Origin of the sequence: Geomonas diazotrophica (assembly GCF_018919385.1) — a bacterium.
Taxonomy (GTDB): Bacteria; Desulfobacterota; Desulfuromonadia; order Geobacterales; family Geobacteraceae; genus Geomonas; species Geomonas diazotrophica.
Genome location: NZ_JAHLMF010000001.1, coordinates 409,746 through 424,900, shown reverse-complemented (window position 1 = coordinate 424,900; position 15,155 = coordinate 409,746). Strand labels below are relative to the sequence as shown.

Annotated in this window: 14 protein-coding genes; 8 read left to right on the top strand and 6 right to left on the bottom strand. The window is 62.2% G+C overall.

Annotation, left to right across the window (positions count from 1 at the left end; translation table 11 throughout):
• Positions 1-5 precede the first annotated feature (5 nt).
• Together treS and KOM00_RS01685 are read left to right on the top strand one after the other, a co-directional pair.
• The gene (gene treS / locus KOM00_RS01690) at positions 6-3,365 is read left to right on the top strand and encodes a maltose alpha-D-glucosyltransferase (RefSeq protein ID WP_216497095.1); all 3,360 of its coding nucleotides are present in this window, start codon (positions 6-8) and stop codon (positions 3,363-3,365) included.
• A complete protein-coding gene (locus KOM00_RS01685) occupies positions 3,362-3,820 on the top strand; it encodes a CHRD domain-containing protein (RefSeq protein WP_216497094.1) in 459 nt (152 codons plus the stop codon). The genes treS and KOM00_RS01685 overlap by 4 nt, the downstream gene beginning before the upstream one ends.
• A gap of 151 nt (positions 3,821-3,971) precedes the next feature.
• Here the strand turns inward: KOM00_RS01685 and KOM00_RS01680 are convergent, their stop codons facing one another.
• From KOM00_RS01680 to ku, 4 genes are all read right to left on the bottom strand, one after another.
• Positions 3,972-4,934 (bottom strand): YihY/virulence factor BrkB family protein, encoded by a 963-nt coding sequence (locus KOM00_RS01680; RefSeq protein WP_216497093.1) that lies wholly within the window; start codon positions 4,932-4,934, stop codon positions 3,972-3,974.
• Positions 4,935-5,003: 69 nt separating this feature from the next.
• On the bottom strand, positions 5,004-6,224 hold the full coding sequence (locus KOM00_RS01675; RefSeq protein WP_216497092.1) for a zinc-dependent alcohol dehydrogenase: 1,221 nt from the start codon (positions 6,222-6,224) through the stop codon (positions 5,004-5,006).
• A 39-nt stretch (positions 6,225-6,263) separates the two neighbouring features.
• Positions 6,264-6,992, bottom strand: coding sequence for an SRPBCC family protein (locus tag KOM00_RS01670; protein ID WP_216497091.1), 729 nt, complete (start codon positions 6,990-6,992; stop codon positions 6,264-6,266).
• Between the two features lie 247 nt (positions 6,993-7,239).
• On the bottom strand, positions 7,240-8,016 hold the full coding sequence (gene ku / locus KOM00_RS01665) for a non-homologous end joining protein Ku (protein WP_216497090.1): 777 nt from the start codon (positions 8,014-8,016) through the stop codon (positions 7,240-7,242).
• Between the two features lie 193 nt (positions 8,017-8,209).
• Between ku and KOM00_RS01660 the strand changes: the two genes are divergently transcribed.
• The 6 genes from KOM00_RS01660 to KOM00_RS01635 all read left to right on the top strand — a co-directional run bounded on the left by KOM00_RS01660 (position 8,210) and on the right by KOM00_RS01635 (position 12,273).
• Positions 8,210-9,835, top strand: a complete 1,626-nt coding sequence (locus KOM00_RS01660; RefSeq protein ID WP_216497089.1) for an AsmA family protein — start codon at positions 8,210-8,212, stop codon at positions 9,833-9,835.
• Between the two features lie 40 nt (positions 9,836-9,875).
• On the top strand, positions 9,876-10,028 hold the full coding sequence (locus tag KOM00_RS01655) for a DUF3309 family protein (RefSeq protein ID WP_199393418.1): 153 nt from the start codon (positions 9,876-9,878) through the stop codon (positions 10,026-10,028).
• 29 nt (positions 10,029-10,057) lie between these two features.
• Positions 10,058-10,243 carry a DUF6496 domain-containing protein gene (locus KOM00_RS01650; protein WP_216497088.1) on the top strand — a complete coding sequence of 62 codons (186 nt, stop codon included), beginning with the start codon at positions 10,058-10,060 and terminating at the stop codon, positions 10,241-10,243.
• A 45-nt stretch (positions 10,244-10,288) separates the two neighbouring features.
• Entirely contained in the window at positions 10,289-10,852 is a 564-nt protein-coding gene (locus KOM00_RS01645) for a quinol:electron acceptor oxidoreductase subunit ActD (RefSeq protein ID WP_216497087.1), read from the top strand.
• 102 nt (positions 10,853-10,954) lie between these two features.
• Positions 10,955-11,467 (top strand): hemerythrin domain-containing protein, encoded by a 513-nt coding sequence (locus KOM00_RS01640; protein WP_216497086.1) that lies wholly within the window; start codon positions 10,955-10,957, stop codon positions 11,465-11,467.
• A gap of 422 nt (positions 11,468-11,889) precedes the next feature.
• Positions 11,890-12,273: a response regulator gene (locus tag KOM00_RS01635; RefSeq protein WP_216497085.1), complete on the top strand. Its 384-nt coding sequence runs from the start codon at positions 11,890-11,892 to the stop codon at positions 12,271-12,273.
• A 20-nt stretch (positions 12,274-12,293) separates the two neighbouring features.
• Here KOM00_RS01635 and KOM00_RS01630 read toward each other — a convergent pair whose 3' ends face one another.
• Positions 12,294-13,145: an HDOD domain-containing protein gene (locus tag KOM00_RS01630; RefSeq protein WP_216497084.1), complete on the bottom strand. Its 852-nt coding sequence runs from the start codon at positions 13,143-13,145 to the stop codon at positions 12,294-12,296.
• Between the two features lie 40 nt (positions 13,146-13,185).
• The gene (locus KOM00_RS01625) at positions 13,186-15,081 is read right to left on the bottom strand and encodes a GspE/PulE family protein (RefSeq protein ID WP_216497083.1); all 1,896 of its coding nucleotides are present in this window, start codon (positions 15,079-15,081) and stop codon (positions 13,186-13,188) included.
• Between the last annotated feature and the right edge of the window lie 74 nt (positions 15,082-15,155).

Sequence of the window (15,155 nt, the reverse complement as noted above, 5' to 3'; positions counted from 1 at the left end):
AAGCCATGCCATTTCGCAACGAGAAGAACCCGCTCTGGTTCAAGGACGCCGTCATCTACGAGGTGCACATAAAGAGCTTTTGCGATTCCAACGGGGACGGCATCGGGGACTTCCGGGGGCTGACGCAGAAGCTCCCGTACCTGCGCGACCTGGGCATCACCGCCATCTGGGTGCTCCCCTTCTACCCCTCGCCGCTTCGGGACGACGGCTACGACATCGCGGACTACCGCAGCGTCCACCCCGACTACGGCACCCTGCGCGACTTCCAGGACTTCCTCAAGGGTGCGCACGCCTTGGGGATGCGGGTCATCACCGAGCTGGTCCTGAACCACACCTCGGACCAGCACCCCTGGTTCCAGAAGTCCCGCAGCGCCAAGCCCGGCTCTCCCTGGCGCGACTTCTACGTCTGGAGCGACACCCCCGATAAGTTCCTGGACGCCCGCATCATATTCAAGGACTTCGAGGTCTCCAACTGGACCCGCGATCCCGTCGCCAAGAGCTACTACTGGCACCGCTTCTACTCGCACCAGCCCGACCTCAACTACGACAACCCCCGGGTGCATGAGGCGATGTTCCGGGTCATCGACTTCTGGTTCGGCATGGGGGTGGACGGCCTGCGCCTGGACGCGGTTCCGTACCTGTACGAGCGCGAGGGGACCAACTGCGAAAACCTCCCGGAGACCTACGAGTTCCTAAAGAAGCTGCGCTCTTACATCGACGCGAAATATCAGGACAAGATGCTGCTCGCCGAGGCGAACCAGTGGCCCGAGGACGCCGCATCATACTTCGGAGGGGGCGCCGCCTGCCAGATGGCGTTCCACTTCCCGCTCATGCCCCGCATGTTCATGGCGCTGCAGATGGAGGACTCCTTCCCCATCGTCAACATCCTGCAGCAGACCCCGCCCATCCCGCAGCAGTGCCAGTGGGCCATGTTCCTGAGAAACCACGATGAGCTCACCCTGGAGATGGTGACCGACGAGGAGCGGGACTACATGTACCGCATCTACGCCCGGGATCCCCGGGCACGGATCAACCTCGGCATCCGGCGCCGGCTCGCGCCGCTCATGGGGGACGACCGGCGCAAGATCGAGCTGATGAACGTGCTCCTGTTCACCATGCCCGGCACTCCGATCGTCTACTACGGCGACGAGATCGGCATGGGGGACAACTATTACCTGGGTGACAGAAACGGCGTGCGCACCCCGATGCAGTGGAGCCCGGACCGCAACGCCGGGTTCTCGCCGGCAAACCCGCAGAAACTCTACCTCCCGATCATCATCGACCCGGAGTACCACTATGAGGCGCGCAACGTCGAGAACCAGGCCAAGAACCCTTCTTCGCTGCTTTGGTGGATGAAGCGGATGATCGACCTGAGAAAGAGGTTCCGGGCCTTCGGCTGGGGGACGCTCGAGTTCATCCCGCTGGACAACCCCAAGGTGCTGGCCATGCTGCGCCAGTATGAGGACCAGATCATCCTGGTGCTGATCAACCTTTCCCGGGCCACCCAGTTCGTGCAGGTGAACCAGCCCCGCTTCGTGGGCTTCTATCCGGAGGAGATGTTCAGCCGCAACCGGTTCCCGGCCATCAAGGAATCCCCGTACGGTGTCATCATGGGGCCCTACGACTACCACCTGCTCATTCTGGCCGACGGTCGGGAAAAGACCAAGCCGCGCGAGGAGGGGGTGCTGGAGGAGATCGCGGTGACGGGCGGCTGGGAGAACGCGCTCAGGGCGGCGGGGCTGCGCCAGTTGGAGCAATCGGTCCTGCCGGACTACCTCAGGAAGTCGCGCTGGTTCCAGGGGAAGAGCCGCATCATGGTCAGGTTCTCCATGCTTGACATGCTCACTATCCCGATCGACAGCTCCTCGGTCATCCTCGCCTTCCTGGAGGTCACCTACAGCGAGGGGACGCCGGAGGTCTACCTGCTGCCGCTGCACTACGTCCCGATGGACGGCGGGGGCGAGATGCTCCTCGGCGCTTCCCCTGAGGCGGTCATATGCCAGCTCAGGGTGGGGGACCGGCCGGGGCTTCTCTACGACGGCCTCTACAACTCGCATCTGCGCTGGGTGCTCTTCGAGCTCATCTCGCGCAGGAAGTCGCTGAAGGGCGACGGCGGCCGCCTCTCGGGACAGCCGGCCATCGCGCTGGCGGCGCTCATGGAAGGGAAGAAGCCCCCGTTCCCGTCCCAGGTGGGGAAGGCGGAGCAGAGCAACAGCTCCGTAACCTTCGGTAACAACTTCTTCTTCAAGCTCTACCGGCGCATGGAGGAGGGGGCCCACCCGGAGCTGGAACTCGGCAGGTTCCTCGACCGGGTCCGCTTCCCGCACGTGGCACCCCTAGGGGGGACCCTGGAATACCGGCGCAACAGCGGCGAGGCCTTTGCCATGGGACTTCTGCAGGGGTTCGTCCCGAACCAGGGGGATGCCTGGACCTTCACGCTCGGCGAGGTGGGGCGGTTCGTGGACCGCGTCCTCGCCCACCGCGAGGACGCGAAGAAATCGGGGCTCGAGCCCCACCCCGGCAACGAGTCGAGCGGCTTCACCCCCGCGCTCTTGGAGCTCATCCAGGGGGTGTATCCCGACAGGGTCGCCCTCATCGGCAGGCGGACCGCCGAATTCCACATCGCACTCTCCTCCCGCAGCGACGACGCGGACTTCGCGCCAGAGCCCTTCACGCTCCTCTACCAGCGCAGCGTTTATCAGTCCATGCGCACGCGCTGCAGGAAGGTCCTCGAACTCCTGCGCAGGAACATGGCGGCCGTCCCGCAGCAAGCGGCCGGCGAGGCGGAGGGGCTTCTCGGCATGGAGAACGACCTTTACGCCGTCTTCCAGAAGTTCATGGTGCGCAAGTTCGGCGCCATGAAGACCCGCGTCCACGGCGACTACCACCTGGGGCAGCTCCTCTACACCGGCGACAACTTCCTGATCATCGACCTGGAGGGGGAGCCGATCAAGTCGCTGAGCGAACGGAGGATCAAGCAGTCACCGCTACGTGACGTGGCAGGCATGATGCGCTCGTTCCACTACGCGGCGCACGCCGTGATCATGCAGCGCACGCAGGTGCGCGACGAGGATATCGCCTACCTCCTTCCCTGGGTCCATGCCTGGTACCGCTACAACGCCGCGGTCTTCCTCGACGCCTACCGGGAAGTGGCGTCCGGCGCCTCGTTCATGCCGAGCGCGCCGGACGAGGTGGAAATCATGCTGCAAACCTTCATGCTGGACAAGGCGATCTACGAGCTGGGCTACGAGCTCAACAACCGGCCGGAGTGGCTCTCCATACCGCTCTCCGGCATTCTCGACCTCCTTGTCTTGGGGCAGGCTTCCGCCAGGCCGGAGGGCGCCGAAAAGGGGAGAACATCATGAGGAAATGGCAAATGTCGGTGGTAGTCTTGGCCGTGTTGGCTACCCTGCCGGCGGGGGCGGAACAGAGGATCTTTCGGGCCAAGCTTTCGGGCCAGCAGGAGGCTCCCTTGGTGAAGACTCCGGCCCGGGGGGATATCAAGATGATTTACGCGGGCGGCGAGATGAGTTACGAGTTGAACGTGAGCAGGATAACGAGCCCGGTCGCGGCGCACATCCATCACGGCAAGCCGGGGCAAAATGGCCCCCCCTTGGTGGGGCTGTTCGGTGGTCCGGTGAAGATGGGCGTATTCAAGGGGATCCTCGCCGAGGGGCTCATCACCAATGAGAACCTGATAGGCGAGCTGGAGGGGAAAACCGTCGAGGACCTGGTACGTATCATAGATGCCGGCGAGGCCTATGTGGATGTGCCGACGGTGACCTACCCCATGGGCGAGATCCGGGGGCAGATCAAGTAAGTTCTTTCTGCGCCAACACCCACCTTGCCCCGGGCGTCCCCACCCCCGGAGTGGAGGGACAGGGAGGGGGAACACCGGCTGCCACAGCCTCACCCCCTCCCAGCCTCCCCCTTCGGGTGGAAGGAGCGTTCTGCGCCACTCGTCATCCCCTCTACGATTTTGCCGCCTCTTCCTTTGCCTTCCGCTGTGACTCCTCCTTTGAATGGGTGCCGCGCTCCGCGGCGTGCTCCCCTTCCACCTTCTCACCCGGCTCCTTCCCCTCCTTCGAACTGTGCTCGATGACCGCGTTGATGACTGCTCCGGCCAGGATGATCAGCCCGCTCAGGTAGAGCCACAACAGGAGCACGATCACGGCGCCGATGCTGCCGTAGGTCTTGTCGTAGGAGCCGAAGTTGTTGATGTAGTAGGAAAAACCGAAGGACATGGCGATCCAGCAGGGGATGGCGACCACCGCGCCGGGGCTGATCCATTTCCACTCGTGTTCCACGTCAGGGGTGAAGTAGTAGATGATGGCGACGGCAAGCACCAGGAGGAAGAGGGTGACGGGGATGAGCCCGATGACGAGGCCGACCTTGAAGGCGACGCCGAAGTCGATCACCCCGGCTATGAAGTCGGCGATCTTCACCCCGAACATGAGCAGTACCATCGCCCCCAAAAAGAGTAGGGAAAGCCCCACCACAAGCCCGATGGCGACCAGGCGCACCTTCCAAAACGGACGCCCCTCCTTGACGTCGTAGAGGTTGTTCATCGCGTCCATGACCGAAACCATGGCGTTGGAAGAAGCCCATAGCGCCAGCAGGATGCCGATGGACAGCAGCCCCTGCTTCTTGTTCAGAAAAAGGGCCCGGATGTTGCTCTCGATCAGGGAGAACGCCTCCGAGGGAAGAAACCTGGCCGCGTTGGCCAGCATGTAGTCCATCAGGTGAGGGATGGGGAGGTAGCCGATCAAGGTGGTGAGAAAAAGCAGGAAGGGGAACGAGGCAAACAGGAAGTAGTAGGCCATGGCGGCGGCATGTTCCGAGCAGTCCTCGTCGCTGAACTTGTGGTAGGCCTTTTTCGCCAGGTCCTTGTAACTGGCGTCACCCAGCTTGAAGTGGCTGCGCAGTGAAAACATGTCGGGCTCCTCCTCTTGCGAGGGCATCTGTTACCCCTCTATGGCGGCATGCCATGTGGGGGGGCGGGTCTATACGGCTCTCGCCTCCTCGGGGCCCGGCCTGGCGGCACTTGCCGATTCCTGAGGGTTCAGGACGATCTTGATGCAGGCATCCTGCTTGTTCAGGAAGGTCTTATAGGCGCCGGGCGCCTGGTCGAGCGGCAGCCGGTGCGTGATGATGGAGGAGGGATTCAACTGCTGCTCCTCTACCAGCTTGAGCAGGTGCGGCAGGTACTTGTGCACGTGGGCCTGCCCCGCGTGCAGGGTGAGCCCCTTGGCAAAGATGGCGCCCATGGGGAAATTGTCGATGAAGCCGCTGTAGACCCCGACGATGGAGAGCGTCCCCCCCTTGCGGCAGGCCTTGGTCAACTGGCGCAGCGCCGAGGTGCGGTCCGTTTCGAGCCGGAGCGTCTGCTTCACCGAATCGTAGATCCCCTCGATGCCGGTTCCGACCGCTTCCAGCCCGACGGCGTCGATGCAGGAGTCCGGACCGCGCCCCCCGGTCATATTCTGCAGCGCCTCCGCCACGTCCACCTCCTCGTAGTTCAGCACCTCGGCCCGGCACTGGGAATGGGCCATCTGCAGGCGCTCCGGGAAGCGGTCTATCCCTATGACCCGCTCGGCCCCGAGGTGCCGTGCCGACATCATCGCCATGAGCCCCACCGGGCCGCACCCCCAGACGGCGACGGTGTCGCCGGGGCTGATGTTGCAGTTGTCGGCGGCCTGGTAGCCGGTCGGGCAGATGTCGGTCAGGAGCACCACCTGCTCGTAGGGGATCCCGTCCGGGATCTTCTCCAGGCCGACGTCCGCGAACGGGACCCGGACGTACTCGGCCTGGCCGCCGGAGAAGCCGCCGTACATGTGCGAGTAGCCGAAGATACCGCCACCGGTGTCGCCGTAGAGGTGCTCCAGCATCCAGGAGTTGGGGTTGGAGTTGTCGCACAGCGACCAGAGTTCGTGCTTGCAGTACCAGCAGACGCCGCAGGAGATCGGGAAGGGGACGATGACCCGGTCGCCGACGTGGAAGCGGGAGACGCCGCTCCCTGTCTCGACGATTTCTCCGACGAACTCGTGCCCCATGATGTCCCCTTTCTTCATGGTGGGGACGTAGCCGTTGTACAGGTGCAGGTCGGAGCCGCAGATGCAGGTGAGCGCGACCTTGACGATGACATCCCCCTTGCTGACGATTTGCGGGTCCGCCACCTCGTCCACCCGCACGTCATGCTTGCCGTGCCAGCATACCGCCCTCATATACCCTCCTTGTCCGCCGCGTGCCCGGCGGGATCGCGTTTATTCGACCGTGCGCCGTGCCGTGGTTTCCTCGCCCACTTCCAGGATCTGCTTCAGCCTTTTCAGATCCTCCTCGAGCTGCTGGGCGTTGATCCCCCGGGCCAGCTTCGCAGCCGCCCTTCCCGCACCGCCGCCGGGGGGGTAGTAGTCGATGGTCACCTTCACCTCGGTCCCCCGGTGTCCCGGCGCCTCCTTGAACTCCACGCTCCCCTTGTTGGGGACGTCCGCCTCGCCCACCGAATGCCAGCTGATCTGCTGGCCCGGCGTGTCCTCCATCATCTCGGCGTCCCATTCGGCTCTGATCCCGCCCGGCCCGATGGCTCTCCAGTGGGAGGTCCGGGCCCCGGTCACCTGCACCGACTCCAGGTGCTTCATGAAGCGGGGGAGGTTCTCGAGGTTGCGCCAGAATTCGTACACCTCTTGCGGCGGCAGCCCGATGGTGACCGCCTTCTCTATGGTCAGGGCGGAGTTGCGCGTGTGCACCGTGTCCATCCCCATGGCGTCGTAGATCCCGCAGTGTCCGGTCTGCCCCCGGTACAGGAACATCCCCCCGGCCAGCATCATGGCGAGCCCCGAGGCGTAATTTCTCTTGCTGATGCACCTGAGCCCCGAAACCGCCAGGGCCGCACCGCCGATGACGGACGCCTTCCGCTCGGCGGGACCCACGTTTACCCGCGTCTCTCTTCGCCACTCTCTCGACTGGCTGCGTTCGGTTTCACTCGGTTCCATGCCTTATCCTCCCTTGGAAGCTGATGGCGCTTGTTCTTATTAAAGGTGCCGGTTTTTGAATTAGAACAAGCTAACACAAGAGGGGGCGATTGCAACGGGGTCGGTCGGAATTATGGGCGTTGGCGGAGTCCGTTGTTCGAAGCTATGGGAATGGAAGGGGACTATGGGGAGGCGTTGCGCGGGGGCTCCCTCCCCCGGAGGGGGAGGGAGGGGGTAGCTGGAAGACGGCGGGGGCGGATAGCGCCGGCTACGCCGCTTCTTTCCGCTTCTGCTTCAGGCTCTCCTTCAAAAGGGCCATCATGTCAGCCACCTTCGGCGGAGGCGGGGCCTTGGCCGGTGCCGGCTGGCGCCCCTGCGCCTTCTCTTCGATCAGCTTTTTCAGGTCGTCGATGTACTGGTCCCTGTACTTCACCGGGTCGAACTTCACCGTCAACTGGTCGATCAGGGACAGGGCCAGGGCCACCTCCTGCTCCCGCACCTGCTCGTTGCCGGGCAGCTTGAGATCCGAGGCGTCGCGCAGCTCCTCGGCATACCGGATCTGGTTCAAGACCAGCAGGTCGTCCAGCGGCCGGACGATGCCGAGGCTGCCGCGGTTTCTCAGGACGTAGTAGGCAACCCCCACCTTGCCCGACCGCTTCAACGCCTCCCTGAGCAGCGCATAGGCCTTGGGACCGCTTTTGTCAGGCTCGAGGTAGTAGGGCTTCTCGAAGTAGCGGGTGTCTATCTCTTTCTCGTCGATGAAGTCGACGATGTCGATCAGGTGGGTCTTTTCCAGGCTGGCGTTTACGAAGTCCTCGTCGGTCAGCACGATGTACTCGCCGTCGCTGTACTCGTACCCTTTGACGATCTCCTCGTAGGGGACTTCCTTGTTGTCGGTCTTGCAGACCCGCAGGTACTTGATTGGGCAAAGATCGTTCTTACGCAGCATGTCCAGGTCCAGAGAGTTGCTCTGGGAGCCGCTATAGAGTTTCACCGGGATGTTCACCAGTCCGAAGCTTATCGAACCGGACCACATAGCTCTCATGTTTGACCTCCTCGGGTGCAGACTTTCATTGCCGCCGCGTCGGGTGCAGGCACAGCTGGAATTTTACCATGATTGAAGGCGGGGGGAGGGGTAAAGCGCTCCCCGCGATTGACAACAGGCATGCAATGCATACATTTATTAGCGTGCCTTTACTTTGCTTGGACTCCTCCATCTGCAACTACAGGAGATCGTTATGGTTGAACCGAAGGAACCGGCGCCGCGCGACACTCGACACGGGCTGGCCGTCCCGAAGGTCCTGCTCTGGATCGTGGGGATAATGGTCTCCCTCGTCCTCATCGCCTTCATCGCCAGCTTCTTCATCGATGAACCGTTGCGGCGCACCACGGAAAAGAAGATGAACCAGAGCCTCAAGGGGTACAAGGTCAGGCTCCCCAGACTGCACTTCAGCCTGATCGGCCTCTCTGTAACCCTGAAGGGGTTGACGATAACCCAGGAGGCGCACCCGGAGCCGCCGGTGGCCGAGTTTCCCTACCTAAGGGCCAGCGTCCAGTGGCGCGAGGTATTGTCCGGGAGACTGGTCGGCGACATGAGGGTCGACGGGCCGAAGATCCATGTCGACTTGCAGCAGCTGAAAAGCGAGGCCGCCAGCAAGGTACCCATGAAGCAGAAGGGATGGCAACAGGCCTTCGAGGCGATCTACCCTCTGAAGATCAACCTTTTGAAGATCACCGATGGAAGCCTCACCTACATCGATGAGGACCCCAAGCGACCTCTGAAGCTCACCCACCTGAACCTGTCGGCCAACAACATCCGCAACATACACCTGCCGGACAAGGTGTACCCGTCCGATTTCCAGATGGAAACCGACATCTTCGGTACCGGGCATGGTCGGGTGGAGGGACGGGCGGACTTCCTGGCGGAGCCGACCCCCGCGGTGAAGGCCGTTATCGAACTCGCCAAGGTTCCCATCGCCTATTTCGCCCAGTTGGCCGCCCGCTCCAACGTCAGGATCGAGGGGGGCGTCCTGAGCGCGAGCGGCGACGTCGAGTTCGGCCGCAAGGTGCAGACGGCCCGGCTCAAGAACCTGAACATTAACGGCGTCAGGCTCGACTACATCCACACCCCGGAGACGGCCCGCGCGGAGGCGAGAAGGGCGGAGAAGGTGAAGAGGGCGGCCAAGGAGGTGAGCAACAAGCCGAACCTGGTACTGACCATCGAGCACTTCATCCTGACCGACGCCAACGTGGGGTTCATCAACGACTACGGGGGCAAAAAGGTCCGCCTTTTCCTGTCGGACGCGAACCTCTACCTCGACAACTTCTCCAACCAGTTTTCCAAGGGGCCGGCCAAGGCCAGGCTCTCCGGCAGATTCATGGGGAGCGGCGTCACCGAGGCGACGGCTACCTTCCGCCCCGAGGACAAGGGGCCCGACCTCGACCTCTACCTGAAAATCGACAACACCCAGCTCGTCTCACTGAACGGCCTGCTGCGCAGCTACGGAAACTTCGACGTCACCGCCGGCACCTTTTCGCTGGTCACGGAGCTGCACGTGAAGAACAACAGGGTGAACGGCTACATCAAACCCTTTTTCAAGGACATGAAGGTATATGACCGGCGCCAGGATAAGAACAAGGGGTTCTTCCACAGGGTCTACGAGATGCTGGTTGGGGGAATCGCCAAGCTGCTGGAAAACAGGCCGCGGGACCAGGTAGCGACCAAGGCGGACATCTCCGGCCCGGTGCAAAACCCGAGGACCAGCACATGGCAAGTCGTGGTGGAGCTGATCCGCAATGCCTTCATAAAGGCCATTCTGCCCACCTTCGAGAGGGACGTCACCGCGCTCGGCAAAAGGAAGTGATGCAACAGCAGCAGATTCCCGGAGGGAAAAGGAGGAAGACATGAGGTTGATTCTGCTTGTGATCGTGATCTTGCTGCTCGTCGGTTCACTCCCCACCTGGCCCTACAGCGCCGGATGGGGTTATTACCCAAGCGGAGGCTTGGGGCTGGTCCTGCTGATCCTGTTGATCCTGGTGCTATTGGGGCGCATCTAGAAGGTCGCAGGACGAAGGAGGAAAAGGTCATGGCGAAATACGGCAAGAAGGCGCAGGAAACGGTGCACGAGGTGATGGACAAGTTCAAGAAGGGGGAACTGAAAAGCGGTGGCAGCGGCAAAAAGGTGACCGACCGCAAGCAGGCGGTGGCCATCGGTCTTTCGGAGGCGCGCGAGAAGGGAGCCAAGGTGCCTGAGCCTCCGGAGCATAAATAAAGCGGGCACCGCCAAACCGGCAGCACCAGAAAAAGGAGGTTCATCATGGCAAAGAACACGGCAGTTTTCGGTATCTACCGCAGCCGCGACAGCGTTGAACAGGCAGTAGAGTCGCTGCGCGCGGCGGACTTCCGCAACACGGACATCTCGGTCCTGTTTTCCGAGAACGTAGGCACCAAGGACTTCGCCCATGAAAAGCACACCAAGGTTCCGGAAGGCTCTACCGCGGGTGCCGGCACCGGCGCGGTGATCGGCGGGGCCTTGGGGTGGCTGAGCGGCATAGGCGCCCTGGCCATCCCGGGCGTCGGCCCCTTCATCGCCGCGGGGCCGATCGTCGCGGCGCTGGCAGGCGTGGGCGCAGGCGGGGTGATCGGCGGGGTCGCAGGGGCGCTCATCGGCATGGGCATCCCTGAGTACGAGGCCAAACGCTACGAAGGGCGGGTGAAGGAAGGGGGGATCCTTCTTTCCGTGCACTGCGACAATGCGGACTGGAAAAAGCGCGCCATCGAAATTCTGAAGCAGACCGGCGCAGCCGACATCGGCTCGGAAGGCGAGTCCAAAGCGGACTTCGCCAGCTCCGACAAGCCCAAGCCGAGGGGGATGGCATAGGAGCGGTAACGAAAATCCGGGTAGTAGCAACGCGGGGGCGAACGGAAGTTCGCCCCTACATGTATGGGTGCCATTTGCCGTGGCGCCTAAAGGAGACAGCAAATGCCTACAGGCCAGAAGTCGAGCGAGTCGCAAAGCAGGGCGGAGATGACCATCTTCGACCTGCTGAAGCAGGACCACGAAAAGGCCCGCTACCTTTTCGACAAGGCGGAAAAGGCGGGCAAGAAGGAGATCTCCTCACTGCAGAAGCTGTTCTCGCAGTTGGAGGAGGAGCTGGAACTGCACATGGAAGGGGAGGAGCGCTTCTTCTATAGCGCCCTGGAGCAGAACGAGGAGATCCGCGACAAGGTGCTGCAGGCGTTCGAGGAGCACCAGGTCGCCAAGGCCATGCTGGGGACCTTCCAATCCCTGGCGGTGGATGACGAGCGCTGGGTGGCGAAGCTGAAGGTGCTCGGCGAGATCGTCGAGCACCACATGCAGGAGGAGGAGAAAGAGGTGTTCAAGATGGCGAGGAAAGCGCTCGGCAAGGAGCAGCAGCACGAAATTGCCCTGGCATTCCAAAGAAGCAAGCGGGAAGGGCGCAAGTCCTCACGCGGAGCACCGGTCGAGGGATAGCGTCGACCAAGCGGACAACAAGGGCGTCGCGTCTGTGTGAACTCACTGCCGCGGCGCCTTTTTTTTGTATGACTTTCGAAAAACCCTATTTGTGTATTGGTTAATGTATGATATAAAATTATCCCTGACTCAGAGGTTGGTTCTGTCAATGTCATAGCCTAGGTGGCTGCTCTCAATACTCCTCAGTTTGTGCCCGGTTGTGGCCGCAAAGCCAGCGAAATGGCGGCCGCTGACAGATGTTTGGATGGCGTGACGCTGGAAGATGAAAACCAATCGGCAGCAGGGCTGGAGCGCGAGCGACAGTCTGATTTGTAAAAATACGTGTTAAATAAAATTTAATTCAATTCACCCGGGAACCGTCGAATAACCAACCCTCGTGTGACAGTGAGAAAGGACCCTGGATGGCAGTTTTTGGAGGCGCTATGCAAGAAGCTGAGATTTTGCTGGTCGAAGATAACAGCAATTGCGAAGAACTCGCCTTGCGGGCCCTGAAGAAAGCGGGCTACGACAAGGTGACGGTTGCGCGCGACGGGGCTGAAGCGTTGGGGATGCTCCTGGGAGAGGGGACGAATTGGGGGGGGCACCATGAACCCAACTTCGTGCTGCTGGACATGAAGCTGCCGAAGATCGACGGGGTCGGGGTGCTGCAGCGGCTGCGCAGCAACGACCGAACCAAGGCGCTCAAGGTCTTCGCGCTCTCCTCCTCGGAAGATCCCAAGGACATAGAGCAGTGCAAGAGCCTGGGAGTGGTGGCCGTTCTGCCAAAGCCGCTCAACCCGGAGCTGCTCAAGCGGTGGCTGCACTAAAATAGGGACGCCGCCCGATCTTATTCCGCTGAAATGGGGACGGCGAGCGCGTCCTCGATGACGATCTCCAGCTCCGCCAGGGCGGTCTCCTTGAGGCCCAGCACTTGTGCCTCGCCGGAGGCGAAGAGCAGGACCGAGGGGTCGCGGTTCATCCCGATGCCGAGCTTGCGGCACGCCAGGTTCGCAAGCCGCACCATGGCCAGCAGCACGTTGCCCTGATCCCAGCGCTCCTGCTGGTGTCCGGCGACGATGTCGCAGTAGATCTGCGGCATCTGCCACTGCACCATGAGCTGGTACCCCTGCTCGACGTGCAGCGTCGAGAGCACCTCCCTCAGCACCGCCTGGCTGGTGACCCCGTTGAAATGCTGCTCACGGCCCACCTCCTCCATGCACTTCAGGAGGAACAGTTTGCCCAGGTCGTGCAGCAGCCCTCCCAGGAAGGCCTCCTGCGCCTGCGCTGCGAACCCCACCTTTTGCGCGAGCCACTTGCTCCCCACCGCGCAGCAGAAAGAATGCTTCCATAGCGTCTGCATCACGGCGTTGTACCGGGTGTCGTTGGAGCGGTACAGGTCCTGCTGCGTGGTGACCATGGCCAGGTTGGCCACCTCGTTGGCGCCCAGCCTGATGATCGCCTCCCGGATCGTGCTCACCTTGGTAAGCCCGGCGTAGAAGGCGGAGTTGGCCGCCCTGAGGACGCCGGTGGCGATGCCGGGATCCGCGTTCAGTAGCTGGTGCACCTCCTTGATGTCGAAGTCGGGACGCGCCAGCGCCTGCTGCAGCCTGATGGCTACCACGTGGAACACCGGGATGCTGAGGCTTCCCTCCGCGAGCCGCGCCTTGATCACCTCAACGATCGAGGTTTGCTGGTTCATGTCAACTGCTCTCCTTGCACTGTGCATCTCTTGCCTTCCCTCAGTATCCGAGGATGCGCCGGAGTTCCATGAGCGGCCTGGGCGTGCCTATGCGGGGAAGGTCGCGCAGCACCTCGTGGACCGATATCAGCCCGTTGGCTGCCTTCACCAGGCCGTCCTCGAACAGGGTCACCAGCCCGGAGGTCTCCATGCTGAGCCTGCGGATCTCGGCTGAGGACCGGTTCTGCAGGATCGCCTCCTTCACCGGTTCATTCAGGACCAGGAGTTCGAAAACGGCGCTCCTCCCCTTGAATCCGGTGAATCGGCAGTTGGTGCACCCCCTGCCCGCCCGGAAGTTGGCTCCGGCCAGGTCCTTGGCCGACATCCCCATCCGTCCGTACTCCGCCGGTGCGGGGATGTAAGGCTCGGCGCAGTCGTTGCAGACCAGGCGCAGCAGGCGCTGGGCGACCACGCAGACCACGGTGGAGGAGATCAGGAACGACTCGATCTGCATGTTCATCAGCCGCAGCAGGCCGCCGATGCTGTCCTCGGTGTGGAAGGTGGTGAGCACCTTGTGGCCGGTCAAGGCCGCCTGGATGGCGGTCTCGGCGGAGAAAGTATCGCGGATCTCTCCGAGGACGATCACGTCCGGGTCCTGGCGCACCATGTGGCGCAGGGTTTCCTCGAAGGTCACCCCGATCTTGTTGTTAATGGAGCATTGGGCCACCCCCTCAATGACGTACTCCACCGGGTCCTCGGCCGTGATGATGCTGGTGTTGATGTTGTTCAGGTGGCTCACGCAGCCGTAGAGGGTCGAGGTCTTGCCGCTACCGGTGGGGCCGGTGATGATCATGACCCCGGACGGGGTCTCCAGGGCGTCCTCCATGAACTGCTTGAGCATGCGCGGCGCCATGCCGATCTGCGAGACCTCGAGGATGGCCTCCTTCTTGTTCAAAAGACGCAGTACGATCTTCTCGCCGAAGATGGTGATGTAGAAGGAGACGCGCATGTCGAGGTTGAAGCCGTGCAGCCGGCTCTCGTAGATGATGCGACCGTCCTGGTGGCGCCTCTTTTCGGCGATGTCGGCCTGGGCCATGACCTTGATGCGAGAGGAGAGCTGCGGCGCGAGGTCGAGCGACAGCTCCATGTGCGGCATCATGACCCCGTCGTGGCGCAGCCGTATGCGGAGCCGGTCCCTGAGCGGCTCGATGTGGATGTCACTGGCCCCCATGGTCATGGCGTCGTCGAAGAGCTTGTTGATCATCCCTACCACGGTGCTCTCGTCGGGCACGGTGGTATCGTCGCCGGCGGTTTTTTGTGCCGCGGCGATGGCGGAGAGGATGGCGGTACGGGTGGCGATGGCAGGCTTCACGTTCCTGCCGAAGATCTTTTCGGCTGACAGACGCGAGTACTTCTCCAGGGGGTTGGCGAAGGCTACCAGCGTCGCCCCCTCCTCGTCGACGGCGTAGGGGACGAAGAGTTCGTCCCGGAACACCTCGAAGGGGGCCTTGGCGAACAGTTTTCGGTCCAGTTTGCGGAATTCCAACTCCGCCATCGGGAAGCCGAGCTGGAAGGAAAGCACCTCGGTCAGCCTGCGTTCCTCGATGAACCCTTTTTCCACGATGATGTCCCCGAGCATCTTGCGCGGGGTGCCCCCTTCCTTTTGCAGGTTAAGCGCGGTGAGGAGTTCGCTTTGCTTCAGGTAGCCGAGTTCGACCAGCAGGTCGCCGATCCGGATGGAAAGGCTGTTCTCGCGCAGGGTCCGCACCACGTCCTCGCGCTTTATGTACTCCAGCTCCTGGAGCACGTCGATCAGTGTCTTCGTGGATTGCAACTTCCCGTGCACGCGCTGGGCATAGAGAAGCTGTTGGTTGGTGATGACGCCGGTGGCAACCAGGAGCTCTACGATCTGTCCGGTGCCCGGGGGGGCAGGGGCGTCTTTATGGTGTTTTTTCATGATTATTCCGGTGTGACGGCCTGATCTGCCGATATGCCGCGCCAAAAAACAAAAGGTCCCCGCTAGCTGCAGCG